18 protein-coding genes are annotated in these 19,192 nt (G+C 60.8%); 12 read left to right on the top strand and 6 right to left on the bottom strand.

Translation table 11 applies throughout. The annotated features are described in order from the left end of the window. Nucleotides 1-57: 57 nt before the first annotated feature. The 3 genes from ACR9ZQ_RS08855 (at nucleotide 58) to ACR9ZQ_RS08845 (ending at nucleotide 6,054) form a co-directional block, all read left to right on the top strand. Nucleotides 58-1,086: a zinc-dependent alcohol dehydrogenase family protein gene (locus ACR9ZQ_RS08855; protein WP_481427566.1), complete on the top strand. Its 1,029-nt coding sequence runs from the start codon at nucleotides 58-60 to the stop codon at nucleotides 1,084-1,086. Between the two features lie 171 nt (nucleotides 1,087-1,257). Further along, on the top strand, nucleotides 1,258-4,743 hold the full coding sequence (gene carB, locus ACR9ZQ_RS08850) for a carbamoyl-phosphate synthase large subunit (protein ID WP_310387058.1): 3,486 nt from the start codon (nucleotides 1,258-1,260) through the stop codon (nucleotides 4,741-4,743). Between the two features lie 120 nt (nucleotides 4,744-4,863). Continuing rightward, on the top strand, nucleotides 4,864-6,054 hold the full coding sequence (locus ACR9ZQ_RS08845; RefSeq protein ID WP_310387055.1) for a T6SS phospholipase effector Tle1-like catalytic domain-containing protein: 1,191 nt from the start codon (nucleotides 4,864-4,866) through the stop codon (nucleotides 6,052-6,054). Nucleotides 6,055-6,076: 22 nt separating this feature from the next. Here the strand turns inward: ACR9ZQ_RS08845 and ACR9ZQ_RS08840 are convergent, their stop codons facing one another. Next, entirely contained in the window at nucleotides 6,077-7,522 is a 1,446-nt protein-coding gene (locus tag ACR9ZQ_RS08840) for a UdgX family uracil-DNA binding protein (RefSeq protein ID WP_481429288.1), read from the bottom strand. Continuing rightward, complete coding sequence (locus tag ACR9ZQ_RS08835) at nucleotides 7,522-8,754, bottom strand: putative DNA modification/repair radical SAM protein (protein ID WP_481427565.1); 1,233 nt, start codon at nucleotides 8,752-8,754, stop codon at nucleotides 7,522-7,524. Before ACR9ZQ_RS08835 ends, ACR9ZQ_RS08840 begins: the two co-directional genes overlap by 1 nt. Nucleotides 8,755-9,003: 249 nt before the next feature. Here ACR9ZQ_RS08835 and greA point away from each other — a divergent pair, with 249 nt between their 5' ends. Genes greA through ACR9ZQ_RS08820 form a run of 3 tightly spaced genes read left to right on the top strand, consistent with a single transcriptional unit; the run spans nucleotide 9,004 to nucleotide 11,398 of the window. Continuing rightward, nucleotides 9,004-9,480 (top strand): transcription elongation factor GreA, encoded by a 477-nt coding sequence (gene greA / locus ACR9ZQ_RS08830; RefSeq protein ID WP_113325123.1) that lies wholly within the window; start codon nucleotides 9,004-9,006, stop codon nucleotides 9,478-9,480. 31 nt (nucleotides 9,481-9,511) lie between these two features. Then, complete coding sequence (locus tag ACR9ZQ_RS08825; RefSeq protein ID WP_310387050.1) at nucleotides 9,512-10,561, top strand: glycosyltransferase family 4 protein; 1,050 nt, start codon at nucleotides 9,512-9,514, stop codon at nucleotides 10,559-10,561. A 45-nt stretch (nucleotides 10,562-10,606) separates the two neighbouring features. After that, a complete protein-coding gene (locus ACR9ZQ_RS08820) occupies nucleotides 10,607-11,398 on the top strand; it encodes a hypothetical protein (RefSeq protein WP_310387048.1) in 792 nt (263 codons plus the stop codon). A gap of 103 nt (nucleotides 11,399-11,501) precedes the next feature. Here the strand turns inward: ACR9ZQ_RS08820 and ACR9ZQ_RS08815 are convergent, their stop codons facing one another. Then, the gene (locus ACR9ZQ_RS08815; RefSeq protein WP_007824299.1) at nucleotides 11,502-11,969 is read right to left on the bottom strand and encodes an Lrp/AsnC family transcriptional regulator; all 468 of its coding nucleotides are present in this window, start codon (nucleotides 11,967-11,969) and stop codon (nucleotides 11,502-11,504) included. A gap of 67 nt (nucleotides 11,970-12,036) precedes the next feature. Beyond that, on the bottom strand, nucleotides 12,037-12,201 hold the full coding sequence (locus ACR9ZQ_RS08810; RefSeq protein ID WP_310387043.1) for a hypothetical protein: 165 nt from the start codon (nucleotides 12,199-12,201) through the stop codon (nucleotides 12,037-12,039). Here ACR9ZQ_RS08810 and trxB point away from each other — a divergent pair. Together trxB and ACR9ZQ_RS08800 are read left to right on the top strand one after the other, a co-directional pair. Next, complete coding sequence (gene trxB, locus ACR9ZQ_RS08805; RefSeq protein ID WP_481427564.1) at nucleotides 12,200-13,174, top strand: thioredoxin-disulfide reductase; 975 nt, start codon at nucleotides 12,200-12,202, stop codon at nucleotides 13,172-13,174. The two genes, ACR9ZQ_RS08810 and trxB, sit on opposite strands and share 2 nt — an antisense overlap. Before the next feature lie 22 nt (nucleotides 13,175-13,196). Further along, nucleotides 13,197-14,093 (top strand): LysR family transcriptional regulator VtlR, encoded by an 897-nt coding sequence (locus ACR9ZQ_RS08800; protein ID WP_112543602.1) that lies wholly within the window; start codon nucleotides 13,197-13,199, stop codon nucleotides 14,091-14,093. A gap of 28 nt (nucleotides 14,094-14,121) precedes the next feature. Here the strand turns inward: ACR9ZQ_RS08800 and ACR9ZQ_RS08795 are convergent, their stop codons facing one another. Beyond that, nucleotides 14,122-14,496, bottom strand: coding sequence for a hypothetical protein (locus ACR9ZQ_RS08795; protein WP_477920056.1), 375 nt, complete (start codon nucleotides 14,494-14,496; stop codon nucleotides 14,122-14,124). A gap of 154 nt (nucleotides 14,497-14,650) precedes the next feature. Here ACR9ZQ_RS08795 and ACR9ZQ_RS08790 point away from each other — a divergent pair, with 154 nt between their 5' ends. From ACR9ZQ_RS08790 to ACR9ZQ_RS08775, 4 genes are all read left to right on the top strand, one after another. Continuing rightward, the gene (locus ACR9ZQ_RS08790) at nucleotides 14,651-14,944 is read left to right on the top strand and encodes an ArsR/SmtB family transcription factor (protein ID WP_113325116.1); all 294 of its coding nucleotides are present in this window, start codon (nucleotides 14,651-14,653) and stop codon (nucleotides 14,942-14,944) included. Between the two features lie 2 nt (nucleotides 14,945-14,946). Further along, nucleotides 14,947-16,113 (top strand): MFS transporter, encoded by a 1,167-nt coding sequence (locus tag ACR9ZQ_RS08785; protein WP_481427563.1) that lies wholly within the window; start codon nucleotides 14,947-14,949, stop codon nucleotides 16,111-16,113. Between the two features lie 24 nt (nucleotides 16,114-16,137). Then, the gene (locus ACR9ZQ_RS08780) at nucleotides 16,138-17,262 is read left to right on the top strand and encodes an alkene reductase (protein WP_439016023.1); all 1,125 of its coding nucleotides are present in this window, start codon (nucleotides 16,138-16,140) and stop codon (nucleotides 17,260-17,262) included. 73 nt (nucleotides 17,263-17,335) lie between these two features. Beyond that, the gene (locus tag ACR9ZQ_RS08775; protein ID WP_481427562.1) at nucleotides 17,336-18,133 is read left to right on the top strand and encodes an aminoglycoside phosphotransferase family protein; all 798 of its coding nucleotides are present in this window, start codon (nucleotides 17,336-17,338) and stop codon (nucleotides 18,131-18,133) included. On the opposite strand, the gene ACR9ZQ_RS08770 is transcribed toward ACR9ZQ_RS08775, so the two are convergent. Further along, nucleotides 18,130-19,155 carry an NAD(P)H-binding protein gene (locus ACR9ZQ_RS08770; RefSeq protein WP_481427561.1) on the bottom strand — a complete coding sequence of 342 codons (1,026 nt, stop codon included), beginning with the start codon at nucleotides 19,153-19,155 and terminating at the stop codon, nucleotides 18,130-18,132. The two genes, ACR9ZQ_RS08775 and ACR9ZQ_RS08770, sit on opposite strands and share 4 nt — an antisense overlap. Nucleotides 19,156-19,192: the final 37 nt, after the last annotated feature.

Below are 19,192 nucleotides of genomic sequence, written 5' to 3'. Positions count from 1 at the left end.
GACGCGACTCCTGCTTTCCCGCTTCCTGATGATGAGGAGACCTGGAGGAGAATGCCGATGAAAGCGGTGCGCCTGGAAGCGACCGGAAAGCTGTTTATGCGCGAGGTCGAAAAGCCCGTTGCCGGACCCGGCGACCTGCTGGTGCGCGTGGAAGCCTGCGGCATCTGCGGCACCGATCGGCATCTTTTCCTCGGTGAGTTCCCCTCCCACCCACCGGTGACGCTCGGCCACGAATTCGCGGGCATCATCGAAGCGGTAGGCCCCGAGGTCACCGGCTTCCACCCCGGGATGCGGGTCACGGGCGATCCCAATATCGCGTGCGGGCGCTGCGAGGAATGCCACAACAGCCGCGTCAATCTCTGCCGGAACCTGCAGGCGATCGGGATCCATAAAGACGGCGGTTTTGCCGATTATGTCATCCTTCCGCAGAAACAGGCCTTCGCCCTGCCGCTTGCCCTCGATCCCCTGCACGGCGCCTTTTGCGAGCCACTCGCCTGCTGCCTGCACGGCGTCGATCTCGCCAACATCAAGACAGGCGCTTCCGTGATCGTGCTTGGCGGCGGTGTGATCGGCCTGCTTACCGTCCAGCTTGCCCGGCTAGCCGGTGCGACACGCATTCTTCTGGTCACCCGCAATGCCGAGAAACGCGCGCTCGCCGAAAGCTTAGGCGCCACCGCGAGCTTCGATCCATCACGGGCTGATGCAGTCAGCGGCATTACCGGAGAAGGTGGATTGCTGCCCGGCGGCGCCGATGTCGTCTTCGAATGTGCTGGCGTGCCGGAAACCATGATGCAGGCTCCCAGACTCGCAAGACGCGGCGGCACTGCCGTCATCCTCGGCGTCATGCCGCAAGGCGCAAAGATTGAGATCGAGCCCTTCGACCTGCTGCTTCGCGAAGTGAACCTCGTCAGCTCTTTCCTCAACCCTTTCACGCACGGGCGCGCCGCCGATCTCATCGCCTCAGGCGCAATCAAGGTGGAGCCGCTGATTTCGCGTCGGATCACACTCGAACAGGCGCCTGAAGCGATCGCCAATCCGGCGCTTGGCGGCGAGATTCGCACGCTCGTCGTGCCCGGCGGGCAATAGGCTTCCAAAGGCCGGTCCGAATTCCTGTCGATTCCATGATTTATGGGGTTCCGTTTGCAAAAACATTTGCCTATAAGCCGCTTCTAGCCTGAAAAGACCTCAATGCGCGACCCGACCCGGTGACCTCCCACCCTGGCCGGCTTTTTGCGCAGCTAGAAATGGATATCGCCCATGCCGAAGCGCCAAGACATCAAATCGATCCTCATCATCGGCGCGGGACCGATCGTCATTGGCCAGGCTTGCGAATTCGACTATTCCGGCACCCAGGCCTGCAAGGCGCTGAAGGAGGAAGGCTACCGCGTCATCCTCGTCAACTCCAACCCGGCAACGATCATGACCGATCCGGGCCTCGCCGACGCAACCTATGTCGAGCCGATCACGCCTGAAGTCGTCGCCAAGATCATCGCCAAGGAGCGCCCCGACGCGCTGCTGCCGACCATGGGCGGCCAGACGGCACTGAATACCGCTCTCTCGCTGAAGCGCATGGGCGTACTCGACCGCTACAATGTCGAGATGATCGGCGCAAAACCTGCCGCCATCGACATGGCTGAGGACCGCGCGCTGTTCCGCGAGGCGATGGCCCGCATCGGCCTTGAAACGCCGCGCTCGATGCTGGCCAACGCCACCGACATCAAGGACGCAGACCGCAAGACGCATGAAGCCGAGCGCACCAAGCTGCGCGAGAGCCTCTCCGGCCCCGATCTCGACAAGGCGCTCGACGAGCTGGAAAACCAGTGGAACCTCGGCGAGAGCGACCGCAAGCAGCGCTATATGAGCCATGCCATGGCAATCGCCGCCCAGGCGATCGACCATGTTGGCCTGCCCGCCATCATCCGCCCGTCCTTCACGCTCGGCGGCACCGGCGGCGGCATTGCCTATAACCGCTCGGAATTCTTCGAAATCGTCGGCAGCGGCCTCGATGCCTCGCCGACCACCGAAGTGTTGGTCGAAGAATCCGTCCTCGGCTGGAAAGAGTATGAGATGGAGGTCGTCCGCGACAAGGCGGACAACTGCATCATCATCTGCTCCATCGAAAACATCGATCCGATGGGTGTCCATACCGGCGACTCGATCACCGTTGCTCCGGCGCTGACGCTGACGGACAAGGAATACCAGATCATGCGCAACGCCTCGATCGCGGTGCTGCGCGAGATCGGCGTCGAAACCGGCGGCTCGAACGTGCAGTTCGCCGTCAACCCGAAGGACGGCCGCCTCGTCGTCATCGAAATGAACCCGCGCGTGTCGCGCTCGTCGGCGCTGGCCTCCAAGGCGACTGGCTTCCCGATCGCCAAGATCGCCGCCAAGCTCGCGATCGGCTATACGCTCGACGAGCTGGAGAACGACATTACCGGCGGCGCGACGCCGGCCTCGTTCGAACCGTCGATCGACTATGTCGTCACCAAGATCCCGCGTTTCGCCTTCGAAAAATTCCCGGGCGCATCCCCGGTTCTCACCACAGCCATGAAATCGGTCGGTGAAGTCATGGCGATTGGCCGTACCTTCGCGGAATCGCTGCAGAAAGCACTGCGGGGCCTCGAAACGGGCCTGACCGGCCTCGACGAGATCGAAATCCCGGACTCCGAAGAAGGCGAATCTAGCCACAACGCCATCCGCGCCGCGATCGGCACGCCGACGCCGGACCGCCTGCGTATGGTCGCCCAGGCGCTGCGCATGGGCCTCAGCATCGAAGAGGTTCATGAAGGCTGCAAGATCGACCCGTGGTTCATCGCCCAGCTCAAGAACATCGTCGAGATGGAAGCCCGCATCCGCGAGCACGGCCTGCCTGATGATGCAACCAACCTGCGCATGCTGAAGGCCATGGGCTTCTCCGACGCCCGCCTCGCCACCCTGACCGGCAAGCGCCCGAAGGAAGTGGCCGAGCTGCGCAACGCGCTCAACGTCCGCCCAGTCTTCAAGCGCATCGACACCTGTGCCGCCGAATTCGCCTCGCCGACCGCCTACATGTACTCGACCTATGAAACGCCTTTCGTCGGCGCTGCGCGCTCCGAGGCGCTGGTCTCCGACCGCAAGAAGGTGGTCATCCTCGGTGGCGGCCCGAACCGTATCGGCCAGGGTATCGAGTTCGACTATTGCTGCTGCCATGCCGCTTTCGCGCTGAAGGATGCCGGCTATGAAGCAATCATGATCAACTGCAACCCGGAAACGGTTTCCACCGACTACGACACCTCCGATCGCCTCTATTTCGAGCCGCTGACGGCCGAAGACGTGATCGAAATTCTGCGCGCAGAGCAGGAAAAGGGTGAAGTCGTCGGCGTCATCGTCCAGTTCGGCGGCCAGACCCCGCTGAAGCTCGCAGAAGCGCTCGAAAAGAACGGCATCCCGATCCTCGGCACCGCGCCCGACATGATCGACCTTGCCGAAGACCGCGACCGCTTCCAGAAGCTTCTGATGAAGCTCGATCTCAATCAGCCGAACAATGGCATCGCCTACTCGGTCGAGCAGGCCCGCCTCGTCGCCGCCGAAATCGGCTTCCCGCTGGTCGTGCGCCCGTCCTACGTGCTTGGCGGCCGCGCCATGCAGATCCTGCATTCCGAAGGCCAGCTGCAGACGTACCTGCTCGACACGGTTCCGGAACTGGTACCCGAGGATATCAAGCAACGCTACCCGAACGACAAGACCGGCCAGATCAACACCCTGCTCGGCAAGAACCCGCTGCTGTTCGACAGCTATCTCAGCCACGCCATAGAGGTGGACGTCGACTGCCTGTCCGACGGCACAGACGTCTATGTCGCCGGCATCATGGAACACATCGAGGAAGCCGGCATCCATTCCGGCGATAGCGCCTGCTCGCTGCCGCCGCGCACGCTCTCGCGCGAGATGCTCGACGAGCTGGAGCGCCAGGCGAAAGCCATGGCAAAGGCCCTCAATGTCGGCGGCTTGATGAACGTCCAGTTCGCCATCAAGGACGGCACGGTCTACGTGCTCGAAGTCAATCCGCGTGCTTCGCGCACGGTGCCTTTCGTCGCCAAGACCATCGGCGCGCCGATCGCCAAGATCGCCGCCCGCGTCATGGCCGGCGAGAAGCTGGATGCGACCTTTGCGGCTTACGGCGAGAAGCCCGATCCGCGTGCCCTGAAGCACATCGCCGTCAAGGAAGCAGTCTTCCCCTTCGCCCGTTTCCCGGGCGTCGATACGCTGCTCGGACCGGAAATGCGCTCGACCGGCGAAGTCATCGGCCTCGATACCGATTTCGCGCTGGCCTTCGCCAAGTCACAGCTCGGCGCCGGCGTCGAACTGCCGCGTGAAGGCACGGTCTTCGTTTCCGTGCGCGACGAAGACAAGCCGCGCGTTCTGCCGGCGATCCGCATCCTCGTCGAACAGGGCTTCAAGGTTCTCGCGACCGGCGGCACCGCCCGCTTCCTCGCTGAAAACGGCATCACCGCCGCGAAGATCAACAAGGTTCTCGAGGGACGTCCGCATATCGAAGACGCCATCCGCAACCGCCAGGTCCAGCTCGTCATCAACACGACCGACGGCAACAAGGCGATCTCGGATTCGAAGTCGCTGCGCCGCGCCACGCTGATGCAGAAGGTGCCCTATTACACCACGATGGCCGGCGCCGAAGCTGCCGCCCAGGCCATCAAGGCACTCAAGGCCGGCAATCTCGAAGTCCGCCCGCTGCAGAGCTACTTCTGATCCCGCGAAGAGGCATAGCCTCTTCGCGCTCGCGTCCTCGGCTCGTCAAAACTGCGACCCAAAATTGCAGACATGGATACTTGGTGTTAGCCTGCTCCCCGGCCGTATCGGGGAAGCAGCATGTCGAAGAATATCGTCATCCTGTTCGACGGCACGTCGAACGAGATAACTGCAGACCGCACCAATATTTTACGTCTGTTCGGAACGCTGAAGCGCTCCGACGAACAGATCGTCTATTACGACCCCGGCGTCGGCACGCTGGGTGCGTCAGACGCCTGGTCGCCCTTCTACCGCAAGTCTATCGAGGTCTGGGGCCTTACCACTGGTTGGGGTCTCGATGAAAACGTCAAAGGCGCCTACCGCTTCCTCGTCGAAAATTACGATGCCGGCACGCCCGACGATCACGGCGGCCATCCCGACAGGGATCGCATCTATATTTTCGGCTTCAGCCGCGGCGCCTATACGGCCCGCGTTCTCGCAGGTTTCATCCATGCTTTTGGGCTGTGTAGCAGATATCACCTGAACCTGCTCGATTACTCTTACAGAACCTATAAGGGCATTCCCGAACAGGAGCAGCGCGCCGATGGCGGGGATCCCTCATCGGCCTTCAAGAGCATGCGGCTCTACGAGCGCATGCTGCGCAACGACCGCCCGCCGATCAAGCTGCTCGGTCTCTTCGACACCGTCGCCTCTGTCATCGAAAAGGGCAAAGGACGCATTCAGTTCAAGACCCATCCCTTTACCCGAAAGAATCCCAGCGTCGAATATGTGCGCCATGCCATGGCGATCGACGAGCGAAGAACCATGTTCCAGCCGGAATTGTGGACGCCCGATCAGGATTATCGCGGTAATCCCTTCAAACCCGCAACCGCAAAACAGGACTTCAAGGAGGTCTGGTTTGCAGGTGTCCACGGCGATATCGGCGGCGGTTACCCGGAAGCCGAGAGCGCTCAGATCAAGATACCGCTTGACTGGATGATCCGTGAAACGGGGCCTGCAGGCCTGCTCTACGTTTCGCGTACGATCAACAACATCGTTCTTGGCAAGAGCGACAAGTACTATGTCGAGCTCAATGCGGCCGCACCGCTGCATGACTCGATGAGCGTAGGCTGGAAACTGCTCGAATATATTCCGCGGCGCGTGCCGGAAAACTCCTGGCGCAAGCGCGGCGACAGAAGGGGCATTTATCTGCCCCGCGAAGACAGGCGTTTCATCCCCGATGGCGCAAACCTGCATGAATCCGTGAGGGAGCGCATGGTGACCGGATATAACCCGCCGAACCTGCCGAAAGATCCCGTCTTCGTCCCCTGACGCATTGAATCGAATTCTGCATTCACGCAGCCAGGCCCTTGATCAGATTCATATCTTGCCGGAAGCGGGTCAGCTCTTGTGCCCTCCTCTCCTCGTCCGGAATTCGCAGCAGATAGGAGGGATGCACCGTGACGAAGAGCAACCGCCCCTCCTCCATCGCGATCGGGCGTCCGCGCAGATCCTCCAGCTTCCGCTTTTCGCCGGTCAGCGAATAGAGCGCCGTCGCGCCCATCGCCACGATCAATTTCGGCTTTACGAGATTGAGTTCCAGCTTCAGCCACCAGCGGCAATGCTGCACCTCGCCGAGATTGGGCTTCTGGTGGATACGCCGCTTGCCACGCGGCTCGTATTTGAAATGCTTGACGGCATTGGTGACATAGAGCCTCGACCGATCGATGCCGGCCTGCGCGATCGCTTCGTCGAAAACCTTACCCGCCGGCCCGACAAAGGGTCGACCTGCGAGATCCTCCTGATCGCCTGGTTGCTCGCCGACGAACATGATCTCGGCATCATCTGGCCCTTCGCCGAAGACGGTCTGCGTCGCCTTCGCATGCAGCGGGCATTGGCTGCAGACGGCGGCGGCCTCGCGCAATGCCTCCAGCGTTCCCGCAGGGGCCATCTGCGGGGCCGGCATGCGGGCTGCCGCCTCCTGGATCTTATTGTGATAGGGAAGCGGCATGGTCGCCTCGCGCTCGGCCATGGCGAGCACTTTTGCTTCGGCCTCGGCGATCAGGCCAGGGATGAGATCGGCTTCCGGCAGGTTCTTCCAGTATTTCTTCGGCATCTCTGCCTGCATGGCCTTCACCTTCAGCCGCGCCGGATTGAAGATGCTGGCATAATAGATGCGCCAGAGATCATCGGTCGCGTCACTGATGTCAGGCTTCTCGCAGGCCACATTGCTTGTCGTCAGCCGCTCGCCGTCCCAGGCAGCCGAACCCTTCGGCGTCGCGATCAGCCAGTCCATGTCGGTGAAGCGGCGTTGGAAGAAGGGCGCCTTGCGCGCGACGATATAATGATCCGGCTCGAACCAGGCTATGAATTTTCGCCGCCCGCCGGCAGGTGCCGCCACCTCCTTGAAGCGCACGAAGGCCGTCATCTTGTGGGCGTCGCGATGCAGGCTCTTCTGCATCAGCAGAGCACGCGACACCTCTTCATCGGACGCCAGATCCAGCAGGTTCCGGTTTTCCTGCAATCGCCAGAGCAGGCTATAGAGCAGCGAAAAACGCCTGGCATCGCTATGGCAGATCACGGCCTCGGCTAACGCCATGAAAGCCGGCGAAACGCTCATCGGCTTGGCGTCGGCAGGAGGATCAGGCGGCAAGGCGTCACGCTGGAAGGCAAAGCCCGGTTCGCTGCTCTTTTCATGCCAGTCGATCTCTTCTGGCAGAATCCCAGCTGCGGCAAAGGCGCGAGCGGCCTTGCGCCATTCCTCGAAATTGCCCCTACCCTCCAGAACCACCCGGCGCATCATAGCAGCGACAACTGTTCGGGTTTTGGCTCGAACATCGCGCGCAAGTCCGGCCGGTCGACAAGACGATGCGGCGTCCAGCCCTCGGCAGTGATGAAGGCCTGCACCTTGCGGATCGACACGCCGAGCCGCGGCAAGTCTTCAAGCCGCAGACGGCGTTGCCGCCGCTCAGTCAGGATCGCCTTTACCGTCTTGGTGCCGAGGCCCGGCACACGCAGCAGCTTCTCGCGATCGGCGCGGTTGACATCGACGGGGAAGTCCTCGCGATGGCCGAGTGCCCAGGCGAGCTTGGGATCGAGATTGAGATCCAGCATGCCGCCCTGCTGTGTCGAGGTGATTTCGTCGATGCCGAAACCATAGAAACGATAGAGCCAGTCCGCCTGATAGAGCCGGTGCTCGCGCATCAGCGGCGGCTTGATGAGCGGCAGGTTCTTCGAACTGTCGGGGATCGGGCTGAAGGCGGAATAATAGACGCGTTTGAGACCATAGCTGCTGTAGAGCTGGCCGCTGGTCGATAGGATCGTCGCATCATTGGCGCCGTCGGCGCCGACAATCATCTGTGTACTCTGGCCGGCCGGTACGAAGCGCTTGCGCCTCTTGGTCTGCAGCGTCGGCTCTTCCGCAGCCTCGATCTTCAGCCTGAGATCGCCCATCGACCGGCGGATACTGGCCGGCTTCTTCTCCGGCGCAAAACGGTTGATGCCGCTATCGGTTGGCAGTTCGATATTGAGCGACAGGCGATCGGCATAGAGCCCCGCCTCCTCGATCAGATGCGCGGAGGCCTCCGGAATGGATTTCAGATGGACGTAGCCGCGAAATTGATGCGTGACCCGCAACTCCCGCACGATGCGCACCATTTCCTCCATCGTGTGGTCGGACGAGCGGATGATGCCGGAGGAGAGAAACAATCCCTCGATATAGTTGCGCCGGTAGAATTCCAGCGTCAGCCAGACCACTTCTTCCGGTGTGAAGCGGGCGCGCTCGACATTGCTGGACGAGCGGTTGATGCAATAGGCGCAATCATAGATGCAGAAATTGGTGAGCAGGATCTTCAGAAGCGAGATGCATCGCCCATCCGGCGCATAGGCATGGCAAATGCCCGAGCCTTCGGTGGAGCCGAGCCCTCCAGAGGCAGCCGAATCCCGTTTGACTGTGCCGCTGGAGGCGCAGGAAGCATCATATTTGGCGGCATCGGAGAGGATCGCCAACCGTTCTTTAAGCGATTTCTTCATCGCAATGTTCACTAAATGTTCACGGCGGCAAAATCAAGACTAAGAAATGAGCCTCCATCCAACTTCCCTTCAAAAGCAGGCACTTCTGCGGGAAGCGGAAAGCTTCGGTAAGAATTTTATGGAAATCGCGCGTGCCGATCTGCTATAAGCAACGAACTAAGATTGTAGCACGGTTCCGAAGTTCCCTTCGGGACCTGTTTTCTTTTGTGTCTGCGAGAACTGCAGATGCGGGGAGAGAAGGACGAAAAAATGGTTGATAAGGTACCGATGACACAGGGTGGTTTCGTCAAGCTGCAGGAAGAACTGCGCTGGCGCCAGCAGGAGGAGCGCCCGCGAATCATCGAGGCAATCGCGGAAGCACGCGCCCATGGCGACCTTTCCGAAAATGCCGAGTACCATGCCGCCAAGGAAGCGCAGAGCCACAATGAGGGCCGCGTCGCCGAGCTCGAAGACCTGACGGCGCGCGCCGAAGTCATCGATCTCTCCAAGATGTCGGGCGACAAGATCAAGTTCGGCGCCAAGGTGAAGCTCGTCGACGAGGACACCGAAGAGGAAAAGACCTACCAGATCGTCGGCGATCAGGAAGCCGACGTGAAGCAAGGCCGTATCTCGATCTCCTCCCCGATCGCCCGCGCGCTGATCGGCAAGGAAGTCGGCGACTCCATCGAAGTCAACGCTCCCGGCGGTTCGAAGGCCTACGAAATCCTCTCCGTTTCCTGGGGCTGATCGCCCGCGCCTCCCTCTTCAAGAGCAGCCAGTGCCGGATATCAGTGACGTCGAGATCATCGCGCCCAACCTGAAACGCCGGCTCTCCGGCGTCACGTCGACGATCGTCCAGCTTATCCCCTGCCAGATCCGGCTGGGGATCAGGATCGCGGCTCTCGGCCCCGGCCTTCCGCCAGAACTTCCGCGCCTGAAATGGCCGCAGCTTGCTGGCCTCTGGCGTCCGCCCGCGGGACGGCGTCACCGGGTCTGGCACGCGCGCCGCAACAATGAGATGGCGGCCGGCATCTTCATGCGGCAGGTGCTGCGCATGCCGCTGAAGCTCGTCTTCACCTCGGCCGCCCAGCGCCGCCACACCTCCTATACGCGCTGGCTGATCCGCCAGATGGATGCTGTCATCGCCACCAGCAGCCGCTCCGGCTCCTTCCTCAAGGTGCCGCACACGGTCATCCAGCACGGCGTCGATCTCACGCTCTTCCATCCCCCCGAAGGGTCTGTCGACACGATCGCTGCCACCGGCCTGCCCGGCCGCTATCTCATTGGCTGCTTCGGCCGCGTGCGACATCAGAAAGGCACCGATCTTTTCGTGCAGGCGATGATCGCGCTGCTGCCGCGACATCCGGATTGGACGGCCGTGATTTCCGGTCGCGTCACCCCGGAACACACTGCATTCGCCGACAAGCTGAAAACCGACATCGCCGCAGCCGGCCTGACCGACCGCATCGTCTTCATTGGCGAAGTGCCAGATATCAAGGTCTGGTATCGCCGCCTGACGCTCTATGTCGCCCCCTCCCGTAATGAAGGCTTCGGCCTGACGCCGCTGGAAGCCATGGCGTCGAAGACACCTGTCGTCGCCTCCGATGCCGGCGCCTATGCCGAAATGATCGTAGCAGGCGAAAACGGCGTCATCGTACCACCCGGCGACGGCAGCGCACTGACGGCAGCCATCGCCACCTATCTCGCCGATCCTGCGCTGACCGTAGCACAGGGCGAAACGGCGCTCCGGCATGTGCGTGAAAATTTCGCGCTGGAAAAGGAAGCAACGGCGATCAACCGGATTTACCAGCAGCTTCTCGACGCTTAAGCCGAACCCAAGTGACAGACATATCAGGAAGGCAAAGTCTCGGAGATGTCGACCGCAAACAATAACGATCTGGTCAACGTGCTCTGCATGAAGTGGGGAACGCTCTACGGCCCCGAATATGTCAACAATCTCTATCGCGGCGTCAAAAGGCACCTGAAGCGCCCGCATCGTTTCGTCTGTTTCACCGACAATACGGAGGGCCTCGAGGCGGGAATTGAAACCTTCCCCCTACCCGAGCTCGGCCTGCCGGCGGGCTCCAAGGATCGCCGCTGGCAGAAGCTTGCGCTCTTCCGCCGCGAGCTTGCCGATCTCGAGGGCATTGCCCTCTTCCTCGATCTCGACCTCGTCATCGTCGATGATCTGGAACCGCTCTTCCAGCATCCTGGAGAGTTCCTCATCATCCGCGATGACGATCTCTTCCGCGCCAAGCCGCTGCGCAAACTCAATCCCGCTCGCGAGAAGTTCCTGGGCTCGGTCGGCAACAGTTCGGTCTTCCGCTACGAAATCGGCGCCCACGCTTATATTCTGGATACCTATGTCGCCGATCCGGTGGCGGCCATGTCCAAATACGAGATCTCCCAGCAGTTCCAGAGTGCACAGCTCGAGGCGCATGGACATCTGCAATACTGGCCGCGCGAATGGTGCGTGAGCTTCAAGAATGCCTGCGTGCCGCGCCACATCAAGAGCTTCTGGCGCGATCCTGAGCGGCCGCCGGAGGCCAAGATCGTCGTCTTTGCCGGTAGCCCGAAAATGAGTGAGGTTTTTGAAGGCGGCGGACAGAAATGGTATCGCCGCATCGGCAATACCGATTGGCTGAGCAATGCTTGGCGAGGCTAAAGCATGTCGCGCAAAAGTGTGTAGCGGTTTTGCGGCAACGACATGCGAAAACAAGAGTCTAAAGCGTGGCAAGCGGATCTGGAAGATCGCGACACGCCTTAGATTACAGTTCGACGAGCCCGAGCTTCTTCACCTGGCGGATCGTCAGCATGGTGCGAACGGTATCGACATGCTCGTTGGCCGTCAGCACCTCGATGACGAAGTCCTGGAAGCGGGTCAGGTTCTGGGCCACGCAATGCAGCAGGAAATCGCTGTCGCCGGAAACCATCCAGGCCTGGCGCACCAGCGGCCATTCGGTGGTGGCAGCGGCAAAGGCCTTCAGATTGGCTTCGGACTGGTGCTTGAGGCCGACCATGCAGAAGGCGACGAGATCGAGCCCGAGCTTCGGGCTGTTCAGCATCGCGTGATAGCCTTCGATGACACCCGCCTCTTCGAGCTTGCGCACCCGGCGCAGGCAGGGCGGCGCTGAAATTCCCACCCGGTCGGCAAGTTCCACATTGGTCATGCGGCCGTCGGCCTGCAGTTCCCGCAATATCTTTATGTCGATAACGTCAAGTTCAGCGCGAACCACGCTTAGGCCTTTCTTTAATTCCCCGCGGGCAGCTTCTATATAAAGCGACGGAATACGCAAGAAAGTTTCAGTCAGATGACGGAATCTTGCACAGCGCCTGCATTTGCCTTGTTGGTAATGCAAGGCTGCCCTTGAATAAAAGCATTGGTCGTTCATAAATGGCGAAGGGATCGCGAAACGGCCTTATTCGCCTCTTAGCCGCCGCATCCTGCCAGTCGAAAGGAAATTCCATGTCTGCCCGCCATACAAAGGTGCTCATTATCGGTTCCGGACCTGCCGGCTATACGGCAGCGGTCTATGCCGCGCGCGCCATGCTAAAACCGGTTTTGATCGCCGGTCTGGAACAGGGCGGCCAGCTCATGATCACCACCGATGTCGAGAACTATCCGGGCTTTGCCGATCCTATCCAGGGCCCCTGGCTGATGGACCAGATGCTGCAGCAGGCTCAGCATGTCGGCGCCGAGATCGTCAACGACCTCGTGACCGAAGTCGACCTCAACCAGCGCCCCTTCGTTGCCCGCACCGATAGCGGCCAGGTCTGGACTGCCGATACGCTTGTTATTGCGACCGGCGCCAAGGCCAAGTGGCTCGGCATCGAAAGCGAGCAGCATTTCCAGGGCTTTGGCGTGTCTGCCTGCGCCACCTGCGACGGATTTTTCTACCGCAACAAGGATGTGATCGTGGTCGGCGGCGGCAACAGCGCCGTCGAAGAAGCGCTCTATCTGTCGAACATCGCGAAGTCGGTCACCGTCGTGCACCGCCGCGACAGCTTCCGTGCAGAAAAAATCCTGCAGGAACGTCTCTTCTCCAAGGAGAACGTCAAGATTTTCTGGAATACCGAAGTCGCCGAAATCACGGGCACGCCGGCAAAGCCCCCAATGCCGCCGTCCGTTTCCGGTGCTCGCCTGCGCGACACCCGCACCGGCGCCATCACCGATGTCGTCGTTGACGGCGTCTTCGTGGCGATCGGTCACGCGCCGGCAACCGAACTTTTCAAGGGCAAGCTGAAGCTGAAGGACAGTGGCTATCTCTGGACCGCACCGGATTCGACTGCGACCAGCCTGGAGGGAGTCTATGCCGCAGGCGACGTGACGGACGATACGTTCCGCCAGGCGGTCACCGCCGCAGGCATGGGATGCATGGCCGCCCTCGAGGCAGAACGTTATCTGACGGGCCACATGCCCGTTGCCGTAGCAGCGGAGTAACAGTGGCATGAGGGGCGGGGGAATGCCATTGGACTGGGACAAGCTGCGTATTTTCCACGCAGCTGCCGAAGCCGGATCGTTTACGCATGCGGCTGACAAGCTGCATCTGTCCCAGTCGGCCATCAGCCGTCAGGTCAGCGCGCTCGAGCAGGATGTGGGCACCAAGCTCTTCCACCGCCACGCACGCGGCCTGATCCTGACCGAACAGGGCGAACTGCTTTACCGCACCGCCCATGATGTGCTGCTGAAGCTCGAAACCGTGAAGATGCAACTGACCGAGACGACGGAAACGCCGTCCGGCAAGCTGCGCGTCACCACGACAGTCGGCCTCGGCCAGGGATGGCTGACCGACAAGATCCAGGAATTCCTGCAGCTCTATCCCGATGTGCAGATCCAGCTCATCCTCGACAACGAGGAAGTGGATGTGAACATGCGCCATGCCGATTGCGCTATCCGCCTTCGCCAGCCGCAGCAGTCGGACCTCATCCAGCGTAAGCTCTTCACCGTGCATATGCACGTCTATGCGGCCCCCTCCTACATCAACCGCCACGGCGAGCCGCAGACGATCGAGGATCTCGACAATCACCGCATCATCACTTTCGGGGAGCCTGCGCCGAACTACCTGCTCGACGTCAACTGGCTGGAAATCGCCGGTCGCTCGTCGGACAACAAGCGCATTCCGCATCTGCAGATCAACAGCCAGACCTCGATCAAGCGGGCCTGCCTGCTCGGCATCGGCATCGCCTGCCTGCCGGATTATATCGTCGGTCGCGACCCCGGTCTGATCCAGCTGGCAATCAATGCCGACGTCCCCTCCTTCGATACCTATTTCTGCTATCCGGACGAGATCAAGAACGCCGCCAAGCTGAAAGCCTTCCGCGATTTCATCGTCAGCAAGGCCCGCAACTGGAACTTCTGATTTCCATTTTTATGGAACGAATTTCAAATCATGCAACCCACGCATGACTGACATGCACAAAAAAGGGTTGTTGTTTGCTCATTAAAGCACCATATCGCACATAGCTGATGCACACGGTGGCTTTTCCTCCCAGTTCCACCGCATTAGCTGTTCCCCTCTGGAGGTTTTTGACCTTCACACTTATAAGGGCCCTGGTTTTCCGGTGGCCCTCTTTTTTTGCCCGAATTTTTGTCGGTAGATACCGCAATGCGGAAAAATTTGTGCAGTGCATAGCAGACATGCACAAAAATGTATTGAAAGCTGCACAAAGAACCACCATATCGCTCATAGCTGATGCATTTGGTGGCTTCTCTCCCAGTGCCACCGCGTTGGCTGTTCCCCTCTGGAGGTTTTTGACCTTCACACTTAAAAGGGCCCTGGTTTTCCGGTGGCCCTCTTTTTTTGCTTAAAACTTAAGCAAGCCGGAAAAACCGTCAGCTCACGCCTCCGTGATTTGCATATCGAAAATCACCGATCCATATATCGGGAAAATCCGATTTATACTTCGATGAACGACGATGGACAAAGACGAGATTCTCAAGGCATTGGCCAACCCTGCCCGGATGGACATCCTCAACTGGTTGAAGAATCCGGAAGAGCACTTCCCGACGCAGGAACACCCGTTTGAAATGGGCGTCTGCGCCAGCCAGTTCGAACGCTGCGGCCTTTCCCAATCCACAGTTTCCGCCCATCTCGGCACGCTTCACCGCGCCGGCCTCGTCACCAGCAAGCGCGTCGGCCAGTGGATCTTCTACAAGCGTAACGAAGAAACGATCGCTGCCTTCCTCCAGCAGCTAACGCAGGATCTTTAATCATGCCCCTTGCCCTGCTCGTTCTTGCCTTGAGCTCATTTGCGATAGGCACCACCGAATTCGTCATCATGGGCCTTCTGCCCGAAGTCGCAGCCGACCTCTCTGTCACGATCCCTGAGGCCGGCTGGCTGGTTACGGGTTATGCGCTGGCCGTCGCGCTCGGTGCCCCCATCATGGCGGTCTCGACCGCCAAGCTGAAGCGCCGCTCGGCACTCATCATGCTGATGGCCTTCTTCATTGCCGGCAACCTGCTCTGCGCCATCGCTCCGAATTATTGGGTGCTGATGGTGGCACGCATCGTCACCGCCCTCTGCCACGGCGCCTTCTTCGGCATCGGCTCGGTCGTCGCCGCCAATCTCGTCAGCGAAGACCGCAAGGCACGCGCCGTCGCCTTGATGTTTACCGGCCTGACGCTCGCAAACGTGCTCGGCGTGCCGCTCGGCACCGCCATCGGCCAGGCCTTCGGCTGGCGCTCCACCTTCTGGGTCGTTACCGCCATCGGCATCGTCACCATTGCCGGCCTGATCGCCATCCTGCCCAGGGATAAGCAGGAAGAGCAGAGCAGCATTCTGCGTGAGATCGCCGCCTTGCGGAATGGCCGCCTCTGGATGGCGCTCTCGGTTACCGTCTTCTTCTCGGCCTCGATGTTCACGCTCTTCACCTACATCGCTCCGCTGCTGCGCGACGTGACGGGCATCTCGCCGGAAGGCGTCACCTGGACCCTGTTCCTGATCGGGGTCGGTCTGACGGTCGGAAACCTGATCGGCGGCAAGCTCGCCGACTGGCGCCTCGGCACAGCCCTTGCCGCCATCTTCGCGGCGATCGCACTGACTTCAGCGATCTTCTTCTATACGAGCCGCTTCTTCATCCCCGCCGAAATCACCCTCTTCCTGTGGGCCGCCGCCACTTTCGCCGCGGTTCCCGCCCTGCAGGTCGGCGTCGTCGGTTTCGGCAAGGAGGCCCCGAACCTGGTCTCGACTATCAATATCGGCGCCTTCAACACCGGCAATGCCCTTGGCGCCTGGGTCGGCGGCATGGTCATCGATGCCGGCCTCGATCTTAATCGCGTTCCCCTCGCCGCAGCCGCCATGGCCCTGATCGGCCTTGCCGCTACGGCGCTCACCTATCTCTCCGGCCGGGCGCAGACTGCCCCCGCTGCTGCCGAGTGATCCCCCAAGCAGAAAGGACCTTCCATGGCCAAGCTTTTCCAGCCGACTCAGATCGGCGATATCGCGCTCAAGAACCATATCGTCATGGCGCCGCTCACGCGTAACCGTTCTCCGGGCGCAGTCCCGAACGACCTCAACGTCGAATATTATCGCCAGCGCGCCACGGCCGGCCTCATCATCACGGAAGCGACCGCCATCACGCATCAGGGCCAGGGCTATGCCAACGTTCCCGGCCTTTATAGCAAGGAAGCCCTTGATGGCTGGAAGCGCGTGACGGACGCCGTTCATGCCAAAGGCGGCAAGATCATCGTGCAGATGTGGCATGTCGGTCGCATCTCCCACACGACGCTGCAGCCGAACGGCGGCAAGCCGGTGTCCTCGACCAACCGTATCGCCAAGGCAAAGACCTATCTGGTCAACGCTGACGGTAGCGGCGCCTTTGCCGATACGTCCGAGCCTCGCGCGCTCGAAGCCTCCGAAATTCCGGGCATCATCGAGGATTATCGCAAGGCTGCCCGCGCTGCGATCGATGCCGGCTTCGACGGTGTCGAAATCCACGGCGCCAACGGCTATCTGCTCGACCAGTTCATGCGCGACGGCGTCAACGACCGCACCGACGAATATGGCGGCTCGATCGAAAACCGCACGCGGTTCACCTTCCAGGTGGTCGAGGCCGTAACCAAGGAAATCGGCGCTCGCCGTACCGCAATCCGCATTTCGCCGGTCACGCCGTCGGGTGAGTCCTACGATTCCAATCCGCAGGCGCTCTTCACGCATGTCGTTGAAGGTCTCGCCAAGTACGACCTTACCTATATCCATGTCGTAGAAGGCCAGACCGGTGGCGAGCGCGACTATCGCCAGGGCGACAACCCGTCTTTCAATTACAAGGCGCTGCGCGCCGCCTATGAGAAGGCTGGTGGCAAGGCTGCCTGGATGGTCAACAATGGCTATATCAGAGATATGGCGATCGAAGCCGTCGAAAACGGCACGGCCGATCTCGTCGCCTTCGGCAAACCTTTCATCTCCAATCCCGATCTCGTCGAACGGCTGGAAAAGAACCTGCCACTCAACCCGCCGGACCAGTCTACCTTCTACGGCGGCAGCGCAAAGGGCTATGTCGATTATCCGGCCCTGGAAAAGGTCGCCTGATCGTCTTGGACAAACAGAAATCCCGCCATCCGGCAGGGTTTCCATTTCAGGCTATTGCCGCTAGCTTGCGCCGATGTTCTCTCCCTATCTCGAACGCTGGTCGCTGACTGCTGACGGCGAACCCATCATCACCCATTCAAGCCACCTCCTGCCGGTCATCTGGCAAAACAAGCCGGCCATGCTGAAAGTCGCGACCCACAGCAGCGAACGCGAAGGCGCGCTGTTGATGAAGTGGTGGGACGGCGATGGCGCTGCCCGTGTCTATGCCCAGGAAGATGATGCAGTTCTGCTGGAGCGCGCGACGGATAAACGCTCGCTGCTGCACATGGCAATGAACGGCGAGGACGACGAGGCAAGCCGCATCATGGTGCGCACGGCGGCAAAGCTGCACGCGCCCCGCCCTACTCCTCTCCATGACTCCACACCGCTAAAGCGCTGGTTCCGCGATCTGGAGCCGGTCGCCCTCACCCATGGCGCCACCTTTGCCGACTGCTGGAAAACGGCGAGCGCTTTGCTGGCCGAGCCACAGCAGTTCAGCATTCTTCACGGCGACATTCACCACCGCAATATCCTCGACTTCGGCGAACGGGGCTGGTTGGCGATCGATCCCAAGCGTCTCTGGGGCGAACGTGGCTTTGACTTTGCCAATATTTTCGCCAATGAAGACCTGCCGACGATAACGGATCCCGCTCGTCTGAAGCGTCAGCTTGCGATCGTCTCCAAGGAGGCCGATATCGAGCCGACCCGCCTGCTCAAATGGATAGCCGCCTATTCCGGTCTTTCCGCCGCCTGGTTCCTCGAAGATGATGACCACGTGTCGGCAGAAAAGCCTCTGACTGTCGCCCGCATCGCGCTCGCTGAACTGGCCTAACCCGCCTTCCCGACATGAGAGAGAGGTGCCGTGGTCGTTGCTCCATTCGGCTCCGACAGGGAGCCCTGTGCAATGAGCGAGGCCCACACTGCCTCGTCTATCGGCGTGTGCGGCTCGGTTCCGAGTTCGGCGACCAGCTTGTCGTTCCTCATGCGCAGCGTCACCTTCCAGAGGTAGCGCATCTCCTTCAGTTCATGCATCACCGTCATGAAGGGAGCGAGCAACGGCACGATGAACCAGGGAAAGCGACCGATCTTCGCCGCACCGCCGGCAACACGCCGGACCGCCTCCGCCATTTGCCGGCCATCGCCATCCCAGAAACCGTTCATGTGATAGCAGGCGAAAGCCGGAAGGCGCTCGGCACGCTCGACGAGCTGCACCATCGTCTCGGCGACATCGGGCAGATAGGCCCATTGGTGACCGATGCCCGGCCTAGCCGGATTCTTGATCGTACCAACAGGTTTGCCCGGCGTGGCAAAAGCAGCGGAGAACCAGCTATTGCTGGTAGCGCCCGGCCCGAAGAAGTCGCCGGCGCGGACGATGATGACGCCGGTGCCACTCTCGGAAGCAGCCTTCAGGCGCTTCTCCATCTCGACGCGGATCTTGCCCTTCTTCGTCACCGGGTGCTGCGGACTATCCTCCGTCACAACAGGAAACGCATCCGGCCCGAAATTATAGACGGTGCCTGGCAGCACGATGCGGGCGCCGACGGCACGAGCTGCGGCAATCGTATTATCCAGCATCGGCAGAACCAGCTTCGCCCAATCGCGATAACCGGGCGGATTGACCGCATGCACGATCAGGCTTGCGCCTTCGGCCGCCTTGCGCACATCCGCCGCATTCATCGCGTCTCCCTGTAACCAGTCGAAACCCTGCCCGCTCGCGGATGCTTTCGCGGCGTTGCGGTTGAGCGCTCTGACCTTCCAGCCGCGTGACTGCAGCTTGCGGGCGACCGCACCGCCGACGCCGCCTGTGGCGCCGAGAACCAGCGCCAGTTTCTTGTCCTGATATTCGCTGCTCATGATCGTCTCCTTGTTCGATGAGACGACTATGCCTTCG

It is taken from the genome of Rhizobium sp. KNZ14-9A (assembly GCF_056755015.1).
This window is presented reverse-complemented; position numbering and strand designations above follow the sequence as displayed.